The organism is Prevotella sp. tc2-28 (assembly GCF_900107705.1).
In the GTDB taxonomy this organism is placed as follows: Bacteria; Bacteroidota; Bacteroidia; order Bacteroidales; family Bacteroidaceae; genus Prevotella.
The window spans coordinates 1-17,353 of record NZ_FNRE01000018.1 but is presented as its reverse complement, the minus strand read 5'-3'; the positions used below and the strand labels follow the sequence as shown (position 1 = coordinate 17,353).

Below are 17,353 nucleotides of genomic sequence, written 5' to 3'. Positions count from 1 at the left end.
CAAGAGCATGGGTTCCGGTGATTGGTTTCCTTCTCGCGTACGTACCTATAAGTATATATATGCCTATTCATCCTTCCCAGGATGTACCTGACGAAGCCATCAAACTCATCTCCTATAATGTGTGTTCCTATGGTGGCAACTATAAATATGAGGATGGTTTTGGGAAGGTGCTCGACTACTTGCGTGACCAGCAGCCAGACATCGTTTGTGTGCAGGAGGATGCAGATACCTGGCGCCGTTATGTGATGCGAGAATATGGCAAGGTATTCCCCTATAACGACACCTTGGTTTTGGTGAATAATCACCTAACACTCAATGCGTTGGGAATTCATTCCCGTTTTCCTATCGTGAAACGAGAACGTATTGTATACCCCTCGACTTCAAATGGCAGTTGCGCATGGTGGCTACGGGTAGGAACGGATACATTAATTGTTGTAAACAATCACTTTGAAAGCTGTCATCTGAACACGGAAGACCGCCGTCGTTATCGAGAATTGATAAAGGGGCAAGTGTCGCGTGACTCTATGCGAGCAGAATCCCAAATTTTGCTCGTCAAACTTGCTGAGGCCAATGCCAAAAGAGCCCCTCAGATACGAGCTGTCAAGCAATACGTGGAGGAACATTCTCAGTATCCTGTTGTTGTTTGTGGAGATTTTAATGATAATCCTATATCCTATTCCCGACATGAGATGGGTAAGGAACTCACCGATTGCTTTGTTGAGACAGGTCGTGGCATAGGTTTGTCATATAATCAGAAGGCCTTTTCGTTTAGGATAGACCATGTTTTTTGTTCAAAAGACATTCAGCCTTATAACTGCCAAATAGACAGCGAAATGGATGCAAGTGATCATAATCCGGTGCTTTGTTGGCTTAAAATAAGGTGAATTCCTTGAAAAAACGACGAATTTTGGCAATAAATTTCGGTAAGTGAAGAAAAATAAGTATATTTGCAGGCTTAAAATGCGGAATCATAAAATTTAATAACACAATAAACAAAATGCAAAACAAAGGAATTGTAAAATTTATCGCAATCGTTCTGATTCTCGTTTGCTGCTTCTACCTTTCCTTCTCATTCGTAACTCGCTACCACGAGAACAAGGCAGCAGCCATGAGTGAAGAGGCAGGTCAGGAGTATCTGGACTCGATCATGAACGAGAAAGTGTACTGTGGAATCTATTCGTTCAAACAGTGCCGCGAGATGGAGATCGGCCTTGGTCTTGACCTAAAGGGCGGTATGAACGTTATTCTTGAGGTGTCAGTGCCTGACGTCGTAGATGTGCTGGCTGATCATAAGACTGACGCAACCTACAAGAAGTCAATGGAAGAGGCTAAGAAAGAAGAAGAGACCAGTCAAGATGATTTTATCTCTCTCTTCATCAAAGCTTGGAAGAAAAATGGCAATGGTCGTCCCTTAGCTGCCATCTTTGCTACTCAGCAGATGAAGGGTAAGGTCAGCACGCAGTCTTCAGACTCTGAGGTAGAGGCAGCTCTTCGTGCAGAGGTGCAGTCTGCTGTAGACAATTCATTCAATGTCGTTCGTAATCGTATTGATAAGTTTGGTGTCGTACAGCCTAATATCCAGAAGTTGGAAGGTCAGTCCGGTCGCATCATGGTTGAGATGCCTGGTATCAAAGAGCCTGAGCGCGTTCGTAAGTTGTTACAAGGGTCTGCTAATCTGGAGTTCTGGGAGACTTACAATGCACAGGAAATTTATCCGATGCTTGCTCAATTGAATCAGAAATATGCTATTACTGGTGGTGAAGCAGAGGAAGTAGCCGCTGACACGACGGCAGTTGCTGCTGATACTACAGCAGTGGCTTCTTCAAATGATTTGGCTGCTAAGTTGGCTGCAGGTAAGAAGGCAAACGCTGTTGATGCAAAGGCTAAGGCTGATGCGCTGAAGCAAAATCCTCTCTTCGCTGTTTTCCAGCCCGTTCCACAAGGTTTGTCTATCGTTGGTTATGCTAACGCCCGTGATACTGCAGACGTTAATAAGGTCATCTATTCTGACATTGCCCGCCAGGTGCTGCCTGCAGAGTGCAAACTGCGCTGGGGTGCTCAGCCTGAGGACTTCGGTGGCGAGAGCACTAAGGGTGACATCTTTGCTTTGTATGCTTTGAAGGTGACAGAGCCTAACGGTCGTGCTCCGCTGGAAGGTGACGTGATTACTAATGCCAAGGATGAGTTCGACCAGATGGGTCATCCCTCTGTTTCTATGCAGATGAATTCCGACGGTGCTCGTCGCTGGTCACAAATCACGAAACAGAACATTGGTCGTGGAGTGGCTATCGTATTGGACGATGCAGTATATAGTTCTCCACGTATTCTGACACAGATTGATGGTGGTAACTCTCAGATTACAGGAAACTTTACCATTGAGACCACCAAGGACTTGGCAAACACGCTGAATTCTGGTAAGATGCCGGCTCCTACTCGCATCGTACAAGAGGAAGTCGTTGGTCCCTCACTGGGTGCTCAGTCTATTAAGCAGGGTGTCATCTCATTTGCTGTTGCTTTCGTGTTGTTGATGGTCTACATGATTATGTTGTATGGCTTCATCCCCGGAATCTTAGCTGATATTGCTCTGCTGTTCAACTTGTTCTTTACGTTGGGTATCTTGACATCCTTCCAGGCTGCGTTGACAATGCCAGGTATTGCAGGTATTGTGCTGACCTTGGGAACTGCAGTTGATGCAAACGTACTGATTTATGAGCGTATCAAGGAAGAGTTACGTCATGGAATGGGAATGAAGGAAGCTCTGCAAAAGGGTTATTCAAATGCTTTCTCAGCCATCTTTGACTCTAACGTTACATCATTGATTACTGGTTTCATCCTGCTGTTCTTCGGTACAGGTCCTGTTAAAGGTTTTGCTACCACTTGGATTATTGGTATCTTCTGCTCGTTCTTCACCGCTGTGTTCCTGACACGTCTGGTTTATGAGAACCGTCTGAAGAAGGATAAGTGGCTCAATTTGACCTTTGTTACCGGATATTCCAAGAACCTGATGCAGAACGCCAAGTACAACTTCATGGGTATGTACAAGAAGAGCTTTGCTATCTGGGGCTGTGCCGCAATATTCTTCATCGGCTGTTTCTTTGTTCGTGGCTTGAGCCAGAGCATCGACTTCACTGGAGGTCGTAACTATGTGGTAACACTTGACAAAGAAACTCACGTTGAGGATGTTCGACAGGCTCTTGCTGGTACTTTTGTCAACTCGGTAGGCGAGAATACAGGTAAGGAAGCTAACACTAGCGTAATCGCTCTGGGTACTGATGGTAAGACGATTCGTGTCAGCACTAACTGGAACATCGAGTCTAACAGCCCGACGGTAGATGATGAGGCAGAGACCATTCTTTATAACGCCTTAAAGAAAGGAGGCTTTGTAAGTCAGGAAAGCGTTGAGGCATTCAAGAATCCAGACGTTCGTCAGGGTGGCTCTATCATCAGCTCAGCTAAGGTAGGTCCTGCCGTTGCTAAGGACATTACTTATGGTGCCATCGTTTCTGTGATTATTGCCCTTATCGCAATTTTCCTCTACATCCTGCTTCGCTTCCGCAATGTTGCTTACTCTACTGGTGCAACTATTGCACTGGCTCTCGATGCCTTGGTAGTTATCGGTATGTATAGTGCTTTGTGGGGTATTTTGCCGATGTCACTGGAAATTGATCAGGTATTTATCGGTGCTATTTTGACTGTGATAGGTTACTCAATCAATGATAAGGTGGTTGTGTTTGACCGTATCCGTGAGAACTTCCAACTCTATGGAAAGCGCGATCGTCAGCAGTTGTTCAACGATTCGCTGAACCAGACATTGGCTCGTACTATCAACACCTCTGTCACAACTCTGATCGTGTTGCTGTGCATCTTCATCCTCGGTGGTGATTCTATCCGCAGCTTCTCCTTCGCCATGATTTTGGGTGTTGTCTTCGGTACGCTGTCTTCACTCTTTATTGCTGCTCCTACAGCCTTCCTCGTGATGGGTCGTACCATCCGTGAGGAAGAAACAGAGACTAAGGCATAACAATTTCTAAAAATAAAAATCGCCCGCTTCCTTTCATGGAGGCGGGCTTTTTTTATAGTTGACTTTTCAACAAGTTGTTATAGTATGACTAGTAGATCAAGTTAATTAAAATAATACAAGAAAGAGGCGATGCCCTCTAGGGCTGGTTTCCGTTGGCCCTCAATCTCAATCTTGAACTTGATCTCTGCCTTACAGATGCCACGCAGGTTCTGAATGCTATGTAACTTGGTAACAAGGCGTACACGGCTTCCTGTGATAACTGGTTGCCCAAAGCGCATATCCGTCATACCATAGTTGACCAGCATCTTGATGTTGTTGACCTCGATAATCTGGTCCCACATGTAAGGTAGTAACGAGAGTGTCAGATAACCATGTGCAATGGTCGACTTATATGGACTTTCTTCTTTTGCACGTTCCACGTCGACATGAATCCACTGGTGGTCTAGTGTCGCGTCAGCAAAGAGGTTGATACGGTCCTGATCTACCTGCAGCCAGTCAGAGGCTCCCAGTTCTTCACCCAAATGGGCAGCAAACTCATCGTAAGAGTTAATCACTAATTTTCCCATGCTTTTTCTTTGTTTTAGAATAATTATAGTGCAAAGGTACGAAATATTTGCGAATTATTTTGTACCTTTGCACCAGATTTTGCTGCCCTGATAGTTAAATGGATATAACAAGGTCCTCCTAAGACTTAGTTCCCAGTTCGATTCTGGGTCGGGGTACTTCCTTTAACTTTTGGTAAAACCGTAGGTGAGGACGCTGATGCGGATGCCTTCAACAGCTTTGATGGCGTTGGTGCAGGCTATCAATGTAGCTCCTGTTGTGCAGATGTCGTCTATCAATAGGACGTGCTTGTTCTTAAGAAGTGATGCGTTTTCCAAGTGAAAGATGTCTTTGACATTTTCTTGTCGTTCACGCCTGTTGAGTTGTGTCTGGCTCTGTACGAACCGTTTTCGGCTCAGCGCTTTGGAGATGATAGGTAATTCTGTTGCCTGACTAATTCCAATGGCCAGCTGTTCGCTTTGGTTGTAGCCTCGTTGACGTTGCCGCTTGCGTTCTAGCGGGACAGGAAGTAGAGCGTCGATGCCTTCGAAAAAGTTGCCATATTTCATCTCCGTTGCCATCAGTCTGCCCATGTCCTCGCCAATGTCAGGACGTTGCGCGTATTTCAGTTTGTAGATAATTTGCGCCATTTCAGAGTGTGGCTCGAAGAATACCAGAGCAGCTGCTCGTCGGATGGGTGTCAGGTGCCAGAAAAGTTGTACCATTGGGTTATCATCAGCAGCATATTGGAATTTTGTGCGAGGCAGTTGAAGCATGCAGGCAGAGCAAATTGAACGCTCTGTTGGCGCTAATCGCTCACCGCATATCACACACAAACGGGGCGATATGAAGTCTAATATTCTAGTCAGCCAACTCGTTTTCATCCGTATCCTCCACATCTATACATTGTCGGATAATATCAAAGGTAAAGCCTCTGCTGAGTGCAAAGCGCATCAGTTTCTGGTTCATCTCGTAGTCGTTTTTTGCTTTAATTGTTTTGCTTTTTTGCTTGATTAGCGGTTTCAGTACGTCAAGGTACTCTTCATTGCTGACTTCGTCAAGTGTTTGCTGTCGAATGTCTTCTGCAATATGTTTCTGCCATAGAGCTTGCTCTACCTTGCGTCGTCCCCATTTGTTGTAGCGTACCTTGTCTTTGATGAAGGCACGTGCAAAGCGCTCGTCGTCCACATATCGTTCTTTCGTGAGACGTTCCATGATGCGAGCCTGTGCCTCTTCGGACAATTCCCATCGGCGCATTTTTTCTGTCATTTCCCATTGGCAGTGTTCCGCCTGTGCACAAAGAGTAGCCAATGTCAGGAAAGCTTCTTGTTCTGTCTTTTGTTTCATCGCCTTGCTTTAATCATTCGTTGTTTACCGAATTGGTCGTTCTTGATTTCAATGTCGTGGTAGGACATAGTGCTAAGCATTTCAGTCATCTCTTGGTTATAAAGCGGATTCATCTCGAAGAACAACCATCCGTCTTCTTTTAACGCCTGCCGACCATACTGTGCAATAGCATGGTAGAACAACAATGGGTCGCTATCAGGTACAAACAGAGCGGTATGTGGCTCATAGTCTAGCACATTGGCTTCCATTCGTGCGCGTTCCTTATTTATAATATAAGGAGGATTGCTGATGATGAGGTCCCATTGAGAGATGTGAGAAATGTTTAGGGCGTCTACTTGCTCCAATGTAACGTTGACGTTCTGCCTCCTGGCATTTTCGTGTGCCACCCCTAATGCCTCTCTTGAGATGTCCCATGCCGTTACCTTCGCTTTGGGATACATAGATGCCAGTGTGATGGCGATACATCCGGACCCTGTGCCGATGTCGAGAAGTTTTGCCTCCTTTCCTTTTAAGGAGGAAGGAGTGAGAGACGCTACCCACTGGCACAATTCTTCCGTTTCAGGTCTGGGTATTAACACATGCTTGTTGACTAAGAATGTTCTTCCGCAGAAGTCTGCCTGTCCCAGTACATACTGCACGGGTTCCTGTTGCAATAGTCTTTCCGCAAATCTTCTGAGTTCTGCTTGGCTGTTTGCTGATAATTGTGTATCTTTGCCGATGTAAATGTCCGACAGCGATAAGCCGAACCGCACGTCATAGACCATCCGTGCAATCGCTTTCGCCTCGCCGTCGCCATAGAGCGGTGCTAGCAGGTGCCATAGTTCATTGTAAGTCATACTGCAAAGGTACGAAGAAAAGTGAAAAGTGAAAAGTGAAAAATGAAAAATTATAGGAGTAAAGACGAAAAATACATGCGACGCTGCCTACAACTAGCAGCCAACGGCATTCATGGTGCCAGACCTAATCCGATGGTAGGTGCAGTTATTGTGGCCAATGACCGCATCATCGGCGAGGGCTATCATGTGCGTTGTGGCGAGGGGCATGCGGAGGTGAACGCCTTTGCCTCTGTGAATCCGGAGGATGAAACTTTGCTGAAGGATGCCACCATCTATGTCTCGCTGGAACCATGTGCCCATTATGGCAAGACGCCCCCCTGTGCCGAGCTGATAGTCCGTAAGGGGGTAAAGCGTGTTGTCGTTGGCTGCATAGACCTGTTTGCAAAGGTGCAGGGCAGGGGCGTGGAGATGATTCGAGAGGCAGGTATAGATGTTACTGTCGGCGTTTTGGAGGAGGAGTGCCAGTGGTTAAACCGTCGTTTTTTCACTTACCATTCCAAGCATCGTCCTTACATTATCTTGAAGTGGGCACAGACGGCCAATGGCTTTATTGACGATCATGGTAAAGCCCTCCAGATTTCCAACGAACAGACACAGATGCTCTCGCATCAGTTGCGTGCCGAGGAAGATGCCATTTTGGTAGGACATACCACAGACGTCCGTGAACATCCGCAGTTAACCGTTCGTCATTGGTATGGTCCTAATCCCAAGCGAGTAGTCTTGACACATCATCGTCCAATCCCCCAGCTAATGGACGACCTCTACCAACATGGCATCCAATCACTTATTGTTGAGGGTGGTTGTCAGACACATGAATCATTCATCAAGGCAGGCTTGTGGGACGAGATACGGGTTGAGACGTCACCCATCACCGTTAGTGATGGTACACGCGCACCTCAGCTTCCGGCTTATGTGCAACTATATAATACGGTAGAATATGGTGGGAATACCATTATTTCCTACCGAAGTCAGCAGGCACCTCGCCCCATTTCTGCGTTTCCCATTTAATGATGGGGTTGCGCCACTGATGGGTTTTCAGCCAGCGTTCTGCACGGGCAATAATCTGATAGAGCGGCTCCGTTTCGGGAGTACGCTCTAATTTTGTCTTGCATTGGCGCTTGTTGACCCAAAGGATGGCATTATAGGAATCGCTGTATATAACTTTGTCGTGCAATCCCTGCTGCTGCATCAGCGCCAAAGCATGTACAATAGCCAGAAACTCCCCGATGTTATTCGTTCCTTTCATAGGTCCGAAGTGGAACACACGAGCGCCAGTCTGTAGGTCTATGGCTTGATACTCCATAGGCCCGGGGTTGCCACTGCAGGCGGCATCCACAGCCCATGCGTCTGCCCTTACCTCAAGAGGCAAGGGCAACACCGTGTCGTTTCTATAGTCGGGAGGGTTTTGCATATTACATGCGCTCAGGAACTTCGATACCCAGCAGCGCCATGCTGTTCTTGATAATCTTGGCTACGTTCTTGGCCAGCATCAGGCGCACGGCCTTCTTCTGCTCATCAGACTCGTTGAGGATGCTATAGTCGTGGTAGAACTGGTTGAAAACCTTCGTCAATTCATAGCAGTAGTTGGCAATGCCCGATGGTGAGTAATCCTTGCCAGCCTGCTCAACGGCAGCTCCATATTCGCTCATCTTCTGAATGAGCTCAACCTCTTTAGAGGTGAGAGGCGAGAGGTGAGAGGTAAGAGAATAGTTTGTTCCCTCGGCTTTCCGCAGGATGCTGCGGATGCGTGCATAGGTATATTGGATAAATGGACCAGTATTACCATTGAAGTCGATAGACTCTTTAGGGTTGAACAGCATATTTTTGCGGGCATCAACCTTCAAGATGAAGTATTTGAGTGCTCCCATACCAACGATGCGGGCTATCTCGCGACGCTCATCCTCAGTCATATCGTCGAATTTGCCCAACTCCATTGATGTCTTATAGGCATCATCCACCATCAGCTGCATCAAATCGTCTGCATCTACGACAGTACCCTCGCGGCTTTTCATCTTACCATTAGGCAATTCCACCATACCGTAAGAGAAGTGAACCAATTCCTTGCCCCACTTGAAGCCTAGACGGTCCAGCAGGATGCTGAGCACTTGGAAGTGGTAGTTCTGTTCGTTGCCCACTACATAAATCATTTTGTCGATGGGGTAGTCTTGGAAACGCATTTCAGCCGTGCCGATGTCCTGAGTCATATATACGCTAGTGCCATCGCTGCGCAGCAAGAGCTTCTGGTCCAGTCCCTCGTTAGTGAGGTCTGCCCAGACCGAGTTGTCCTCATGGCGCTCGAATAGACCGTTAGCCAGTCCTTCTTCCACCTTAGCCTTACCTTTTAGGTAGGTCTGGCTTTCATAGTATATCTTGTCGAACTTTACACCCATTTTCTGGTAGGTCTCGTCGAAACCGGCGTAAACCCACGAGTTCATCTTCTCCCAAAGGGCACGAACCTCAGGGTCGTTCTGTTCCCATTTTACCAGCATTTCGTGAGCTTCCTTAATCAGCGGAGCCTCCTGTTTGGCCTGTTCCTCGTCCATACCCTGAGCCATGAGTTCCTTGATTTCCTCGCGATAGTGCTTGTCGAAGGCTACATAGTAGTCGCCAATTAAGTGGTCACCCTTCTTCCCGCTTGATTCAGGCGTCTCGCCATTGCCCCACTTCAGCCAAGCCAGCATTGACTTGCAGATGTGGATGCCACGATCGTTCACGATGTTCGTTTTCACGACCTTATTGCCGTTGGCTTGCATAATCTGAGCCAGCGACCATCCCAGCAGGTTGTTGCGCACATGTCCCAGATGCAGGGGTTTATTGGTGTTGGGCGATGAGTATTCTATCATCACGAGCGGGCTCTCGTCAGTAGCCTGTTTCTCGCCGTAGTGCTCATCCTTGTCGATATCTTGTAGGAGTGTGAGCCAAGCTTGGTCAGCTATGCTGAGGTTCAGAAAACCTTTTACCACATTGAATTTGCTGATGGCGTCACAGTTCTGCACCAGGTATTCACCCAGTTCCTGTGCCGTCTGTTCTGGACTCTTGCGAGCCATTTTGACAAAGGGGAACACCACGAGGGTCAGGTTTCCCTCAAACTCGCTGCGTGTCTTCTGCAGCTGTACCATCTTCTCAGGCACGTCCTGTCCATACAATGCCTTCACGGCAGCAATGGCTGCCGACTGTATCTGTTGTTCTATCTTCATACTCTTAACGTTAAGCGTCTGCAAAGGTAGTGCAAATCGAGCGAAATACCAAATTTATTTGGGTATTTCCGAGATACAGCCTACCTTCGAGTTGCGGAAACAACTCAAAGGTACGAATAAGCGAGCGAAAATGCAAATATATTTGCAATTAAATCAAATAACCCTGGGTTATCATCGAATAACCCAAGGTTATCACTCAATAACCCCGGGTTATTAAACAGTAACCTTTGGATTGTACGTCTGGTACACCATATAATGCCCGTCAGCATGAAGTGTAAAAGTGTTAGAAAGACTCTCGTTCAGGGTGCCTTGCCACCATTGTTCATAGGCATAGGAGTTCCATTTCAGGCCTTCTGATGAGATGCTGGTACTTCCGAAGTTGAAGATGCTAACCTGTTGTCCTTTGAATGAAGAGAAGGTGTGGTCACCCTTTGCAGGGGTAAAGAATCCGTGGTTGGTGAACATGATTCCCTCGATGTTCATGTCGCGGAAGTAGCGCATCAGCAGCGAGATGTTACCTAAGGTATGGTCCTCACGTTTGCCAGTGCAGCCTAAGTAGGCTATTTTGTGCCAACCTTGTGACAGACAGTAGCGAGTGGCTTTTGTCAGGTCGTTGTCTTCCTGTTCGTTGATTTGTATGAGTCGGTTATGGTATTCAGCGGGCACGCTGTCACCATCGCCGATAACGATATCTGCATGAGGCGCACGGATAACGGCTCCGTCGCAGGCAATAAGATGCGTTGCGTGATGGAGGATGTCTAACGGTACGTCGTGGGTGGGAAACGCTCCGTTAGCTATGATGACTGCGTCGAAAGTTTTTTCCATTTGAAATATCCTGCTATAGCGATGATGACATAAAGTCCGTAGAGACCAGCCTTGAAGGGAATACCTTTCTGTACGTAGAGCACGCAGCAGACGACATCGACGACAATCCAAAAGAACCACTGCTCGATATATTTGCGAGCCAACGCCCACATGCCGACAAACGACAGGGCATTGGTGAAGGAGTCGAGTAGGGGAACAGTAGAGTTTGTCCAGGTAATGAGCACGTAGTAGGTAACGCCCCATGCTGCAAAGAAGAACAATGTGGCGGGCAGATACTTGCTGAGTGGCATGTGGGTGATGGGGAGCGGTTCCTTCTCCTTGCGTGTCTTCGCGAACTTCCACACAAAGAGTCCGTAGATAGCAGCCAACGTGTAGTAACAGGCCATCCCCGCATCACCATAGAGTCCGTGTTGCCAATAGAGGATAATGTCCAGTGCAGGCATCACGATACCAATCACCCACAGGGCGATATGCGCACGATACTCCAGCCAGATATACATCAGGCCGAGTATCGTGGTCAATATGTCCAGCCAGTCAAGCGTCATTTTTCACTTAGAAATTCACCGACAGGTGTGCCATCACGTTAAACGGCGCTGAGGGTGCAAAGCCAGCCTCATACAGGTCATGAGTGCCCTGGCCAGTAGCCACAACGTTGCCGTTCTCCTTGGTATAGGCAGGAGCGGCCCATCCGTTGTTGTCGTATTCAGCAGAGAACAGGTTGTAAAGTGTCACACCGATAGTGGCGTCTTTTAGTCCCAGTTTGGGTAACTTGAAGTTATACGACAAGTCGATGTTGGTGGTGAAATGTCCGTCGAGCATCATGCCCACATCTACAGGCTTATCATTATCATCGAGTGTCCGATAGCTCTCGAAGCCCGTATTCGTCAGATACTGCTTGCTGACATATTGGCTCTGAATGCTGGCTTTCATGCCTTTGTAATTGAATGTGAAGATGTTATTGGCAATCCAGTCGGGCGAGAAAGCCAGCGGTTGGTCGCCAAGGTCAGCCACATTGCCGTCATCCAACACTACGGTGATGCCCTTCACGCGGTTCTTCGACCAGGTAGCATTGATGTCCCAGCGGAACCAGTCGACAGGTTTCACGGCAGCTTCCAGTTCCACACCGAGGCGGTAGCTCTTGTCTACGTTGCGTGTGATGGCTTCGCCGATTTTATCAATCTCACCTGTCAGCACGAACTGGTCCTTGTAGTCCATCCAATAGAGATTGGCACCGGCTGAGAATACCTTGCTCTGGTATTTATATCCCACTTCCAGATCGTTCAATCGCTCAGCCTTCGGCAGTTCCATTGCTGCGTTGAGGTTGTTCTGGAAGTTGTTGCGCGTAGGCTCTTTGTGAGCGATGGCATACGAAATGTAGGCCTTGTGGTTGGGCGTGATGTCGTAGTTCAGTCCGAACTTGGGGTTGAAGAAATCGTACGACTGCTTCATGTCATAGACAATGCGCTCGTAGATGTCCCAGTCTATCTCATCCGTAGGACCGTCCATCTTGATACCCACATGACGGTATTGCAAGTCTACGAAAGCGTTGAGACCAGACAGCAAATCGTAGGTCACCTTGCCATAAACGTTGAAGTCGGTCTTCTTGGTCTTGTCAAAGTAGTAAGGGCTGTTGGGCTGTATCGGAGTGACAGGAGCCTTCACCCATTTCACCAGTCCGAAGTGGTCGCCTTCATATTTGTTCCATCCTCCTCCAAAGGTGGCTTGCAGGTTCTCATGATTGTCGTAGACGAGCGAGGCGACAGCACCATAGAAGTCGTTGTCCATTTTCTTTTGTCTGACGAGGTCGCTTACGGCCCATGTCATCTGAGGATCCAGCTCATATTCGAACAAGGTGCGCTTGCGTTTGTACTCCTCGTAGTAGCCCTTTCCCTTGGTATAGTGCAGGGCAGCGTTCAGGCTCAGTACCTGTCCCAGACGCTGGTTCCAGATAAGCTGATAGTTCTGCTGGTGGTAGTTGTCCGTCTGGTCGTCGTAGTATCGGGTGTTACCGTCTGCATCGTAGTATTCTCCACATGAGTTGTAGGTGCGTCCATACAGGCTCTGTTCATATTTCGACGTGTAGTTCCAGGCATGATAGGTTTCCTCCACACCATTGAAGGTGATAAACTTCACCACCGTATTGTCGCCAAACCAACCAGCCTGAACGAAATAACTGTTCAGTTTGGTGGAAGCACGGTCCAGGTAACCTTTCGAGCCGATGTTCGACAGACGGCCCTGAATGCCCCAATGTCCCTTCATCAGACCCGTACCGAAGCGGAGAGTCTCCTTATGGCTGTAGTACGAACCGCCACTCAAGTCCACTCCGAAATAAGGTTCCATCCCGATGTTCTCCGTCTGCATGTTCAGGGTAGCACCAAAGGCACCGGCACCATTGGTCGATGTACCTACACCACGCTGAATTTGCATGGACTGCACGCTGCTGGCAAAGTCGCCCATGTTCACCCAGTAGAGCTGGGCTGACTCCGCGTCGTTCATGGGGATGCCGTTGGCCGTGATGTTAATGCGGCTGGGGTCTGTGCCGCGCACCCTGAGTGAGGTGTATCCGATGCCGTTACCAGCGTCGGAGGTCATTGTGACAGAAGGTGTCAGCGACAACAGGAAAGGAATGTCCTGTCCGAAATTCACGGCCTTCAGTTGTTCCTTATCCATGTTGGTGAATGCCATAGGTGTCTTTTTCGTAGCACGAGTGGCCTTTACCTCTACTTCTTGCAGTTCCACGCTTTTCAGCGTGTCCAGTTCGGCAGCCTGCAGCGACAAAGATGCGCACCAAACTGTCATCATGAAAATTTTTCTCATTTCTTTTACCTTATTTATTAATACACAAAAATAAGGGGGTTCAGTTACTCTATCATCCCTACGCCGGCATTATCCGTATCAGGTTTGGAGGGTATCATCTCAGCCCACACCCGTGAGCACCCCTTGACAAGCACTTTGCTAAATCGGCTGCAAAGGTAGTGCAAATTGAGCGAAATACAAAACAAAAAACCATTTTTTTGTTTTATTTCCGAAATGCAGCCTACCTTCGACGTCAGTCAAAGGAAGTAAAAAAAAGTGAAAAGTGAAAAGTGAAAAGTGAAAAATTTGCTGCCGCAATAGAAAAAACTCTCAACTTTCAACTCTCAACTCTCAACTTTTTTGTACCTTTGCGCCAAAATTATAGTGAAATGGATACTATCAAGAAACAGTTTGCTCAGAAACTGATGGATATCAAAGCCATCAAGTTGCAGCCTAACGAGCCGTTCACATGGGCTTCGGGCTGGAAATCGCCTATCTATACCGACAACCGTAAGACATTAGGCTATGCTGATGTCCGCTCGTTTGTCAAGTTGGAACTTTGTCACGCCATTCAGCAGGAATTCCCTGAGGCTGAGGCAGTAGCCGGCGTGGCTACGGGCGCTATTGCACAAGGTGCGCTGGTGGCTGACGAACTGGGCTTGCCCTATGCCTATGTCCGTCCGAAGCCCAAGGATCATGGAATGGGTAATCAGGTGGAAGGCGAACTGAAGAAGGGTGCCAAGGTCATCGTTGTCGAGGACTTGATATCCACAGGTGGTTCGTCACTGAAAGCTGTTGAGGCTCTGCGCCAGTATGGTGTCGAGGTGATTGGTATGGTGGCTTCGTTCACCTATGGCTTCCCCGTTGCTGAGGAGGCTTTCCGTGAGGCTGGTGTCCGTCTGGTCACGCTCAGCGACTACAATGCCGTCTTGGAGCAGGCTGCTGAGACGGGCTATATCAAGCCTGAGGAGATTGAAGTGTTGAAGGAATGGCGCAAAAGCCCCTCTACATGGAAACAATAAATGGTAAATTGTAAATCGAAATGACAAAATTTGAAAGTAGCGTCAAGCAGATACCCTATCCCGTAGAGGATGTGTATCGTAATATCAGTGACCTGAACAACCTTGAGCGTGTGCGCGACCGTATTCCGGAGGACAAGTTGAAGAGTTTCTCTTTTGATAAGGATTCCGTCAGTGTCAATGTGGCTCCCGTAGGCGACTTAAAGCTACGCATCATAGAGCGCGAGGAAGGCAAGTGCGTGAAGTTCGAGGGTGTGCAGACCCCTCTGCCCTTCAATCTGTGGATTCAGGTGCTTCCTGTCACAGCTACGGAGAGCAAGATGAAGATTACCGTACAGGCCGATATCCCCTTCATGCTGAAGGGAATGGTGGCTGGTCCGTTGCAGGATGGCGTTGAGAAGATAGCAGATGCGCTGTCACAAATACCTTTTGTATAATGGCAAACAAACTGTGGGAAAAGAACTTCGAGGTGAATGCGGAGATTGAGCGATTCACCGTTGGCAGAGACCGCGAGATGGACCTCTACCTCGCCAAATATGATGTGCTGGGCTCAATGGCGCACATCACCATGCTGGAAAGCATCGGACTCATTGGAAAGGACGAGCTGCCCCTGCTGTTGGCAGAACTGAAGAATATCTATCAGATTTGCGAGCGCGGTGAGTTCGTGATAGAGGATGGGGTAGAGGATGTGCACTCGCAGGTGGAACTGATGCTGACGCGCAAGTTGGGCGATATGGGTAAGAAAATCCATTCGGGCCGCTCGCGCAATGACCAGGTGCTGGTAGACTTGAAACTCTTCACTCGTCACGAACTGATGGAGGTGGCTGATGGTGTGAAGGTGCTCTTCGACGAACTTATCCAGAAAAGCGAACAGTATAAGAAGGTGCTGATGCCTGGCTATACCCATCTGCAAGTGGCTATGCCTTCAAGTTTCGGACTTTGGTTCGGTGCTTATGCTGAATCGCTCTGCGACGACATGCTGTTCCTGCAGGCTGCCTATAAGATGACCAATCGCAATCCTTTGGGGTCAGCAGCTGGCTATGGTTCATCATTCCCCTTGAATCGTCAGATGACAACAGACCTGCTGGGCTTCGACTCGATGGACTATAATGTGGTATATGCCCAGATGGGACGCGGCAAGATGGAGCGTAATGTGGGCTTTGCATTGGCTACCATCGCAGGCACACTGGCCAAGATGGCTTTCGACGCCTGCCTGTTCAATTCGCAGAACTTCTCGTTTGTCAAACTGCCCAAGGAGTGTACTACGGGTTCGAGCATCATGCCGCACAAGAAGAATCCTGATGTCTTCGAACTGATACGAGCCAAGTGCAACAAGATACAGGCCCTTCCTCAGCAGGTGATGCTCATCATGAACAACCTGCCCGTAGGCTATTTCCGCGACCTGCAGATTATCAAGGAGGTGTTCCTCCCTGCCTTCGACGAGCTGAAGGACTGTCTGCAGATGGCTGCTTATATCATTAATAAGATAGAGGTGCGCGAGGACATCCTCGACAATCCTATGTACGACCCGATGTTCAGCGTGGAGGAAGTCAACCGTCTGGCATCAGCAGGAATGCCTTTCCGTGATGCTTATAAGAAGGTAGGACTCGACATTGAGGCTGGTACCTTCCGTCCTGACAAGGATATTCACCACACCCACGAGGGTTCGATAGGCAACCTGTGCAACGACCGCATCAGCGCCCTGATGCAAAGCGTGGTGGAGGGCTTTGCCTTCGAGAAGATGTTGAACGCGGAAAAACAATTGCTGAAATGAGAAAATGGCTGGCAGGACTCATGGTGCTGATGCTGGTTGGCTGTAATGCCGATCAGGAGTTCTCGACGTGGCCCTGCCGCTTCTCCTACGATAACAGCGTCTATCTGGACGACGTGCTGGCGTCAGCCATGAACAATGGTTCGCGAGGCGTGTTCTGTCAGATTTCGGAAACATCGAGTAAGGGCGTTCGCTATCTTAATTTCACCAGCAGTACTGGTCAGCAGTCGCAGAAGCGCGAGACCGCGATGGAGATGCAAGCCAACTACATTCTGGGTATGAACAATGGCATCATCGTTGGTTTCCAGACACTTAACACGGATGGCGCCTACGGTGGTTTTGTAGCCTACGACGTACAATGTCCTAATTGTGTGCGTGCCAATAACAACTACATCAACCCCACGTTCTACATCCGAATGGCAGCAACGGGCATTGCCACCTGTTCGAAATGCGGCAGGAAGTACGACCTGAACAACAACGGCATCCTGCAAAACGGACAGGCTGGTGACACCGGATTGGAGAAATATGTGGCTAACACCACGGGTCCTTTTGGCTTTATCAGCGTCTTCCGCAGATAAGAAAACCACCATGTTTCGCAATTATTAACGCAAAAAAATGGGCACACTCCCATTTTTTCCTACCTCTGACCTACGGTTTAAGTGAAATGCACCCCTAAAGTTAGACATAAAGCTTTTAGAGGTACATTATGAGTAGTTTTCATTCATTAAAAGAAAGATTAGAAACAGTATTAAAGGTAAAGTCTGGCGTACCCATCGTCCAGTTATGCAAAGACCTACACACAGGGCGTGATCAGATTCTCGAGTGGGTACGTCGTTATGATGAACAAGGAGAGGCTGGTTTAGTACGTCATAAGACCTACAGGCAGATTTCTTGTGCAGAAAAAGAACATTTAGTTCGTTTGTATCTGGAAAAAGACTTATCTTTGCGCGAGATTTACACCTCCGCAGACATCAGTCGCACTAATCTTGAGACATGGG

Annotated in this window: 17 protein-coding genes, 1 tRNA gene and 1 riboswitch; of the genes, 9 read left to right on the top strand and 9 right to left on the bottom strand. The window is 48.1% G+C overall.

Annotated elements, in window-relative coordinates; all coding sequences use genetic code 11:
• The first annotated feature begins 59 nt into the window (after positions 1-59).
• Together BLU47_RS13205 and secDF are read left to right on the top strand one after the other, a co-directional pair.
• Positions 60-884: an endonuclease/exonuclease/phosphatase family protein gene (locus BLU47_RS13205; RefSeq protein ID WP_255402209.1), complete on the top strand. Its 825-nt coding sequence runs from the start codon at positions 60-62 to the stop codon at positions 882-884.
• Positions 885-997: 113 nt separating this feature from the next.
• Positions 998-4,021: a protein translocase subunit SecDF gene (secDF, locus tag BLU47_RS13200; protein WP_091963760.1), complete on the top strand. Its 3,024-nt coding sequence runs from the start codon at positions 998-1,000 to the stop codon at positions 4,019-4,021.
• Positions 4,022-4,122: 101 nt separating this feature from the next.
• Here secDF and BLU47_RS13195 read toward each other — a convergent pair whose 3' ends face one another.
• On the bottom strand, positions 4,123-4,587 hold the full coding sequence (locus BLU47_RS13195) for a MaoC family dehydratase (RefSeq protein ID WP_091963757.1): 465 nt from the start codon (positions 4,585-4,587) through the stop codon (positions 4,123-4,125).
• Positions 4,588-4,671: 84 nt separating this feature from the next.
• Here BLU47_RS13195 and BLU47_RS13190 point away from each other — a divergent pair.
• Positions 4,672-4,743: transfer RNA gene (locus tag BLU47_RS13190), tRNA-Arg, on the top strand.
• 6 nt (positions 4,744-4,749) lie between these two features.
• Here BLU47_RS13190 and BLU47_RS13185 read toward each other — a convergent pair.
• The 3 genes from BLU47_RS13185 to prmC form a co-directional block, all read right to left on the bottom strand.
• Positions 4,750-5,289: a ComF family protein gene (locus BLU47_RS13185; RefSeq protein ID WP_255402208.1), complete on the bottom strand. Its 540-nt coding sequence runs from the start codon at positions 5,287-5,289 to the stop codon at positions 4,750-4,752.
• A 136-nt stretch (positions 5,290-5,425) separates the two neighbouring features.
• Positions 5,426-5,911 carry a regulatory protein RecX gene (locus tag BLU47_RS13180; protein WP_091963749.1) on the bottom strand — a complete coding sequence of 162 codons (486 nt, stop codon included), beginning with the start codon at positions 5,909-5,911 and terminating at the stop codon, positions 5,426-5,428.
• Positions 5,908-6,747, bottom strand: coding sequence for a peptide chain release factor N(5)-glutamine methyltransferase (gene prmC / locus BLU47_RS13175; RefSeq protein WP_091963746.1), 840 nt, complete (start codon positions 6,745-6,747; stop codon positions 5,908-5,910). Before prmC ends, BLU47_RS13180 begins: the two co-directional genes overlap by 4 nt.
• Before the next feature lie 42 nt (positions 6,748-6,789).
• Between prmC and ribD the strand changes: the two genes are divergently transcribed.
• The gene (gene ribD, locus BLU47_RS13170) at positions 6,790-7,755 is read left to right on the top strand and encodes a bifunctional diaminohydroxyphosphoribosylaminopyrimidine deaminase/5-amino-6-(5-phosphoribosylamino)uracil reductase RibD (protein WP_091963743.1); all 966 of its coding nucleotides are present in this window, start codon (positions 6,790-6,792) and stop codon (positions 7,753-7,755) included.
• On the opposite strand, the gene BLU47_RS13165 is transcribed toward ribD, so the two are convergent.
• From BLU47_RS13165 to BLU47_RS13145, 5 genes are all read right to left on the bottom strand, one after another.
• Entirely contained in the window at positions 7,700-8,158 is a 459-nt protein-coding gene (locus BLU47_RS13165; protein ID WP_091963740.1) for an RNase H family protein, read from the bottom strand. The two genes, ribD and BLU47_RS13165, sit on opposite strands and share 56 nt — an antisense overlap.
• 1 nt (position 8,159) lies before the next feature.
• Positions 8,160-9,944, bottom strand: coding sequence for an arginine--tRNA ligase (gene argS, locus BLU47_RS13160; protein WP_091963738.1), 1,785 nt, complete (start codon positions 9,942-9,944; stop codon positions 8,160-8,162).
• Between the two features lie 213 nt (positions 9,945-10,157).
• Positions 10,158-10,769, bottom strand: a complete 612-nt coding sequence (locus BLU47_RS13155; RefSeq protein ID WP_091963735.1) for a thiamine diphosphokinase — start codon at positions 10,767-10,769, stop codon at positions 10,158-10,160.
• Positions 10,739-11,314, bottom strand: coding sequence for a nicotinamide riboside transporter PnuC (gene pnuC / locus BLU47_RS13150; protein ID WP_091963733.1), 576 nt, complete (start codon positions 11,312-11,314; stop codon positions 10,739-10,741). Before pnuC ends, BLU47_RS13155 begins: the two co-directional genes overlap by 31 nt.
• 7 nt (positions 11,315-11,321) lie before the next feature.
• Positions 11,322-13,586, bottom strand: a complete 2,265-nt coding sequence (locus tag BLU47_RS13145; protein ID WP_091963731.1) for a TonB-dependent receptor — start codon at positions 13,584-13,586, stop codon at positions 11,322-11,324.
• A gap of 38 nt (positions 13,587-13,624) precedes the next feature.
• Positions 13,625-13,720, bottom strand: a riboswitch (TPP riboswitch).
• Between the two features lie 234 nt (positions 13,721-13,954).
• Between BLU47_RS13145 and pyrE the strand changes: the two genes are divergently transcribed.
• The 5 genes from pyrE to BLU47_RS13120 form a co-directional block, all read left to right on the top strand.
• Positions 13,955-14,587: an orotate phosphoribosyltransferase gene (pyrE, locus tag BLU47_RS13140; protein WP_091963728.1), complete on the top strand. Its 633-nt coding sequence runs from the start codon at positions 13,955-13,957 to the stop codon at positions 14,585-14,587.
• Between the two features lie 20 nt (positions 14,588-14,607).
• On the top strand, positions 14,608-15,021 hold the full coding sequence (locus BLU47_RS13135; RefSeq protein WP_091963725.1) for an SRPBCC family protein: 414 nt from the start codon (positions 14,608-14,610) through the stop codon (positions 15,019-15,021).
• Positions 15,021-16,358 (top strand): argininosuccinate lyase, encoded by a 1,338-nt coding sequence (gene argH / locus BLU47_RS13130; RefSeq protein WP_091963722.1) that lies wholly within the window; start codon positions 15,021-15,023, stop codon positions 16,356-16,358. Before BLU47_RS13135 ends, argH begins: the two co-directional genes overlap by 1 nt.
• Entirely contained in the window at positions 16,355-16,933 is a 579-nt protein-coding gene (locus BLU47_RS13125; protein WP_091963719.1) for a hypothetical protein, read from the top strand. The genes argH and BLU47_RS13125 overlap by 4 nt, the downstream gene beginning before the upstream one ends.
• A gap of 128 nt (positions 16,934-17,061) precedes the next feature.
• Positions 17,062-17,353 (top strand): helix-turn-helix domain-containing protein (locus tag BLU47_RS13120; RefSeq protein WP_143025578.1); only part of this gene is annotated, 292 nt, incomplete at its 3' end.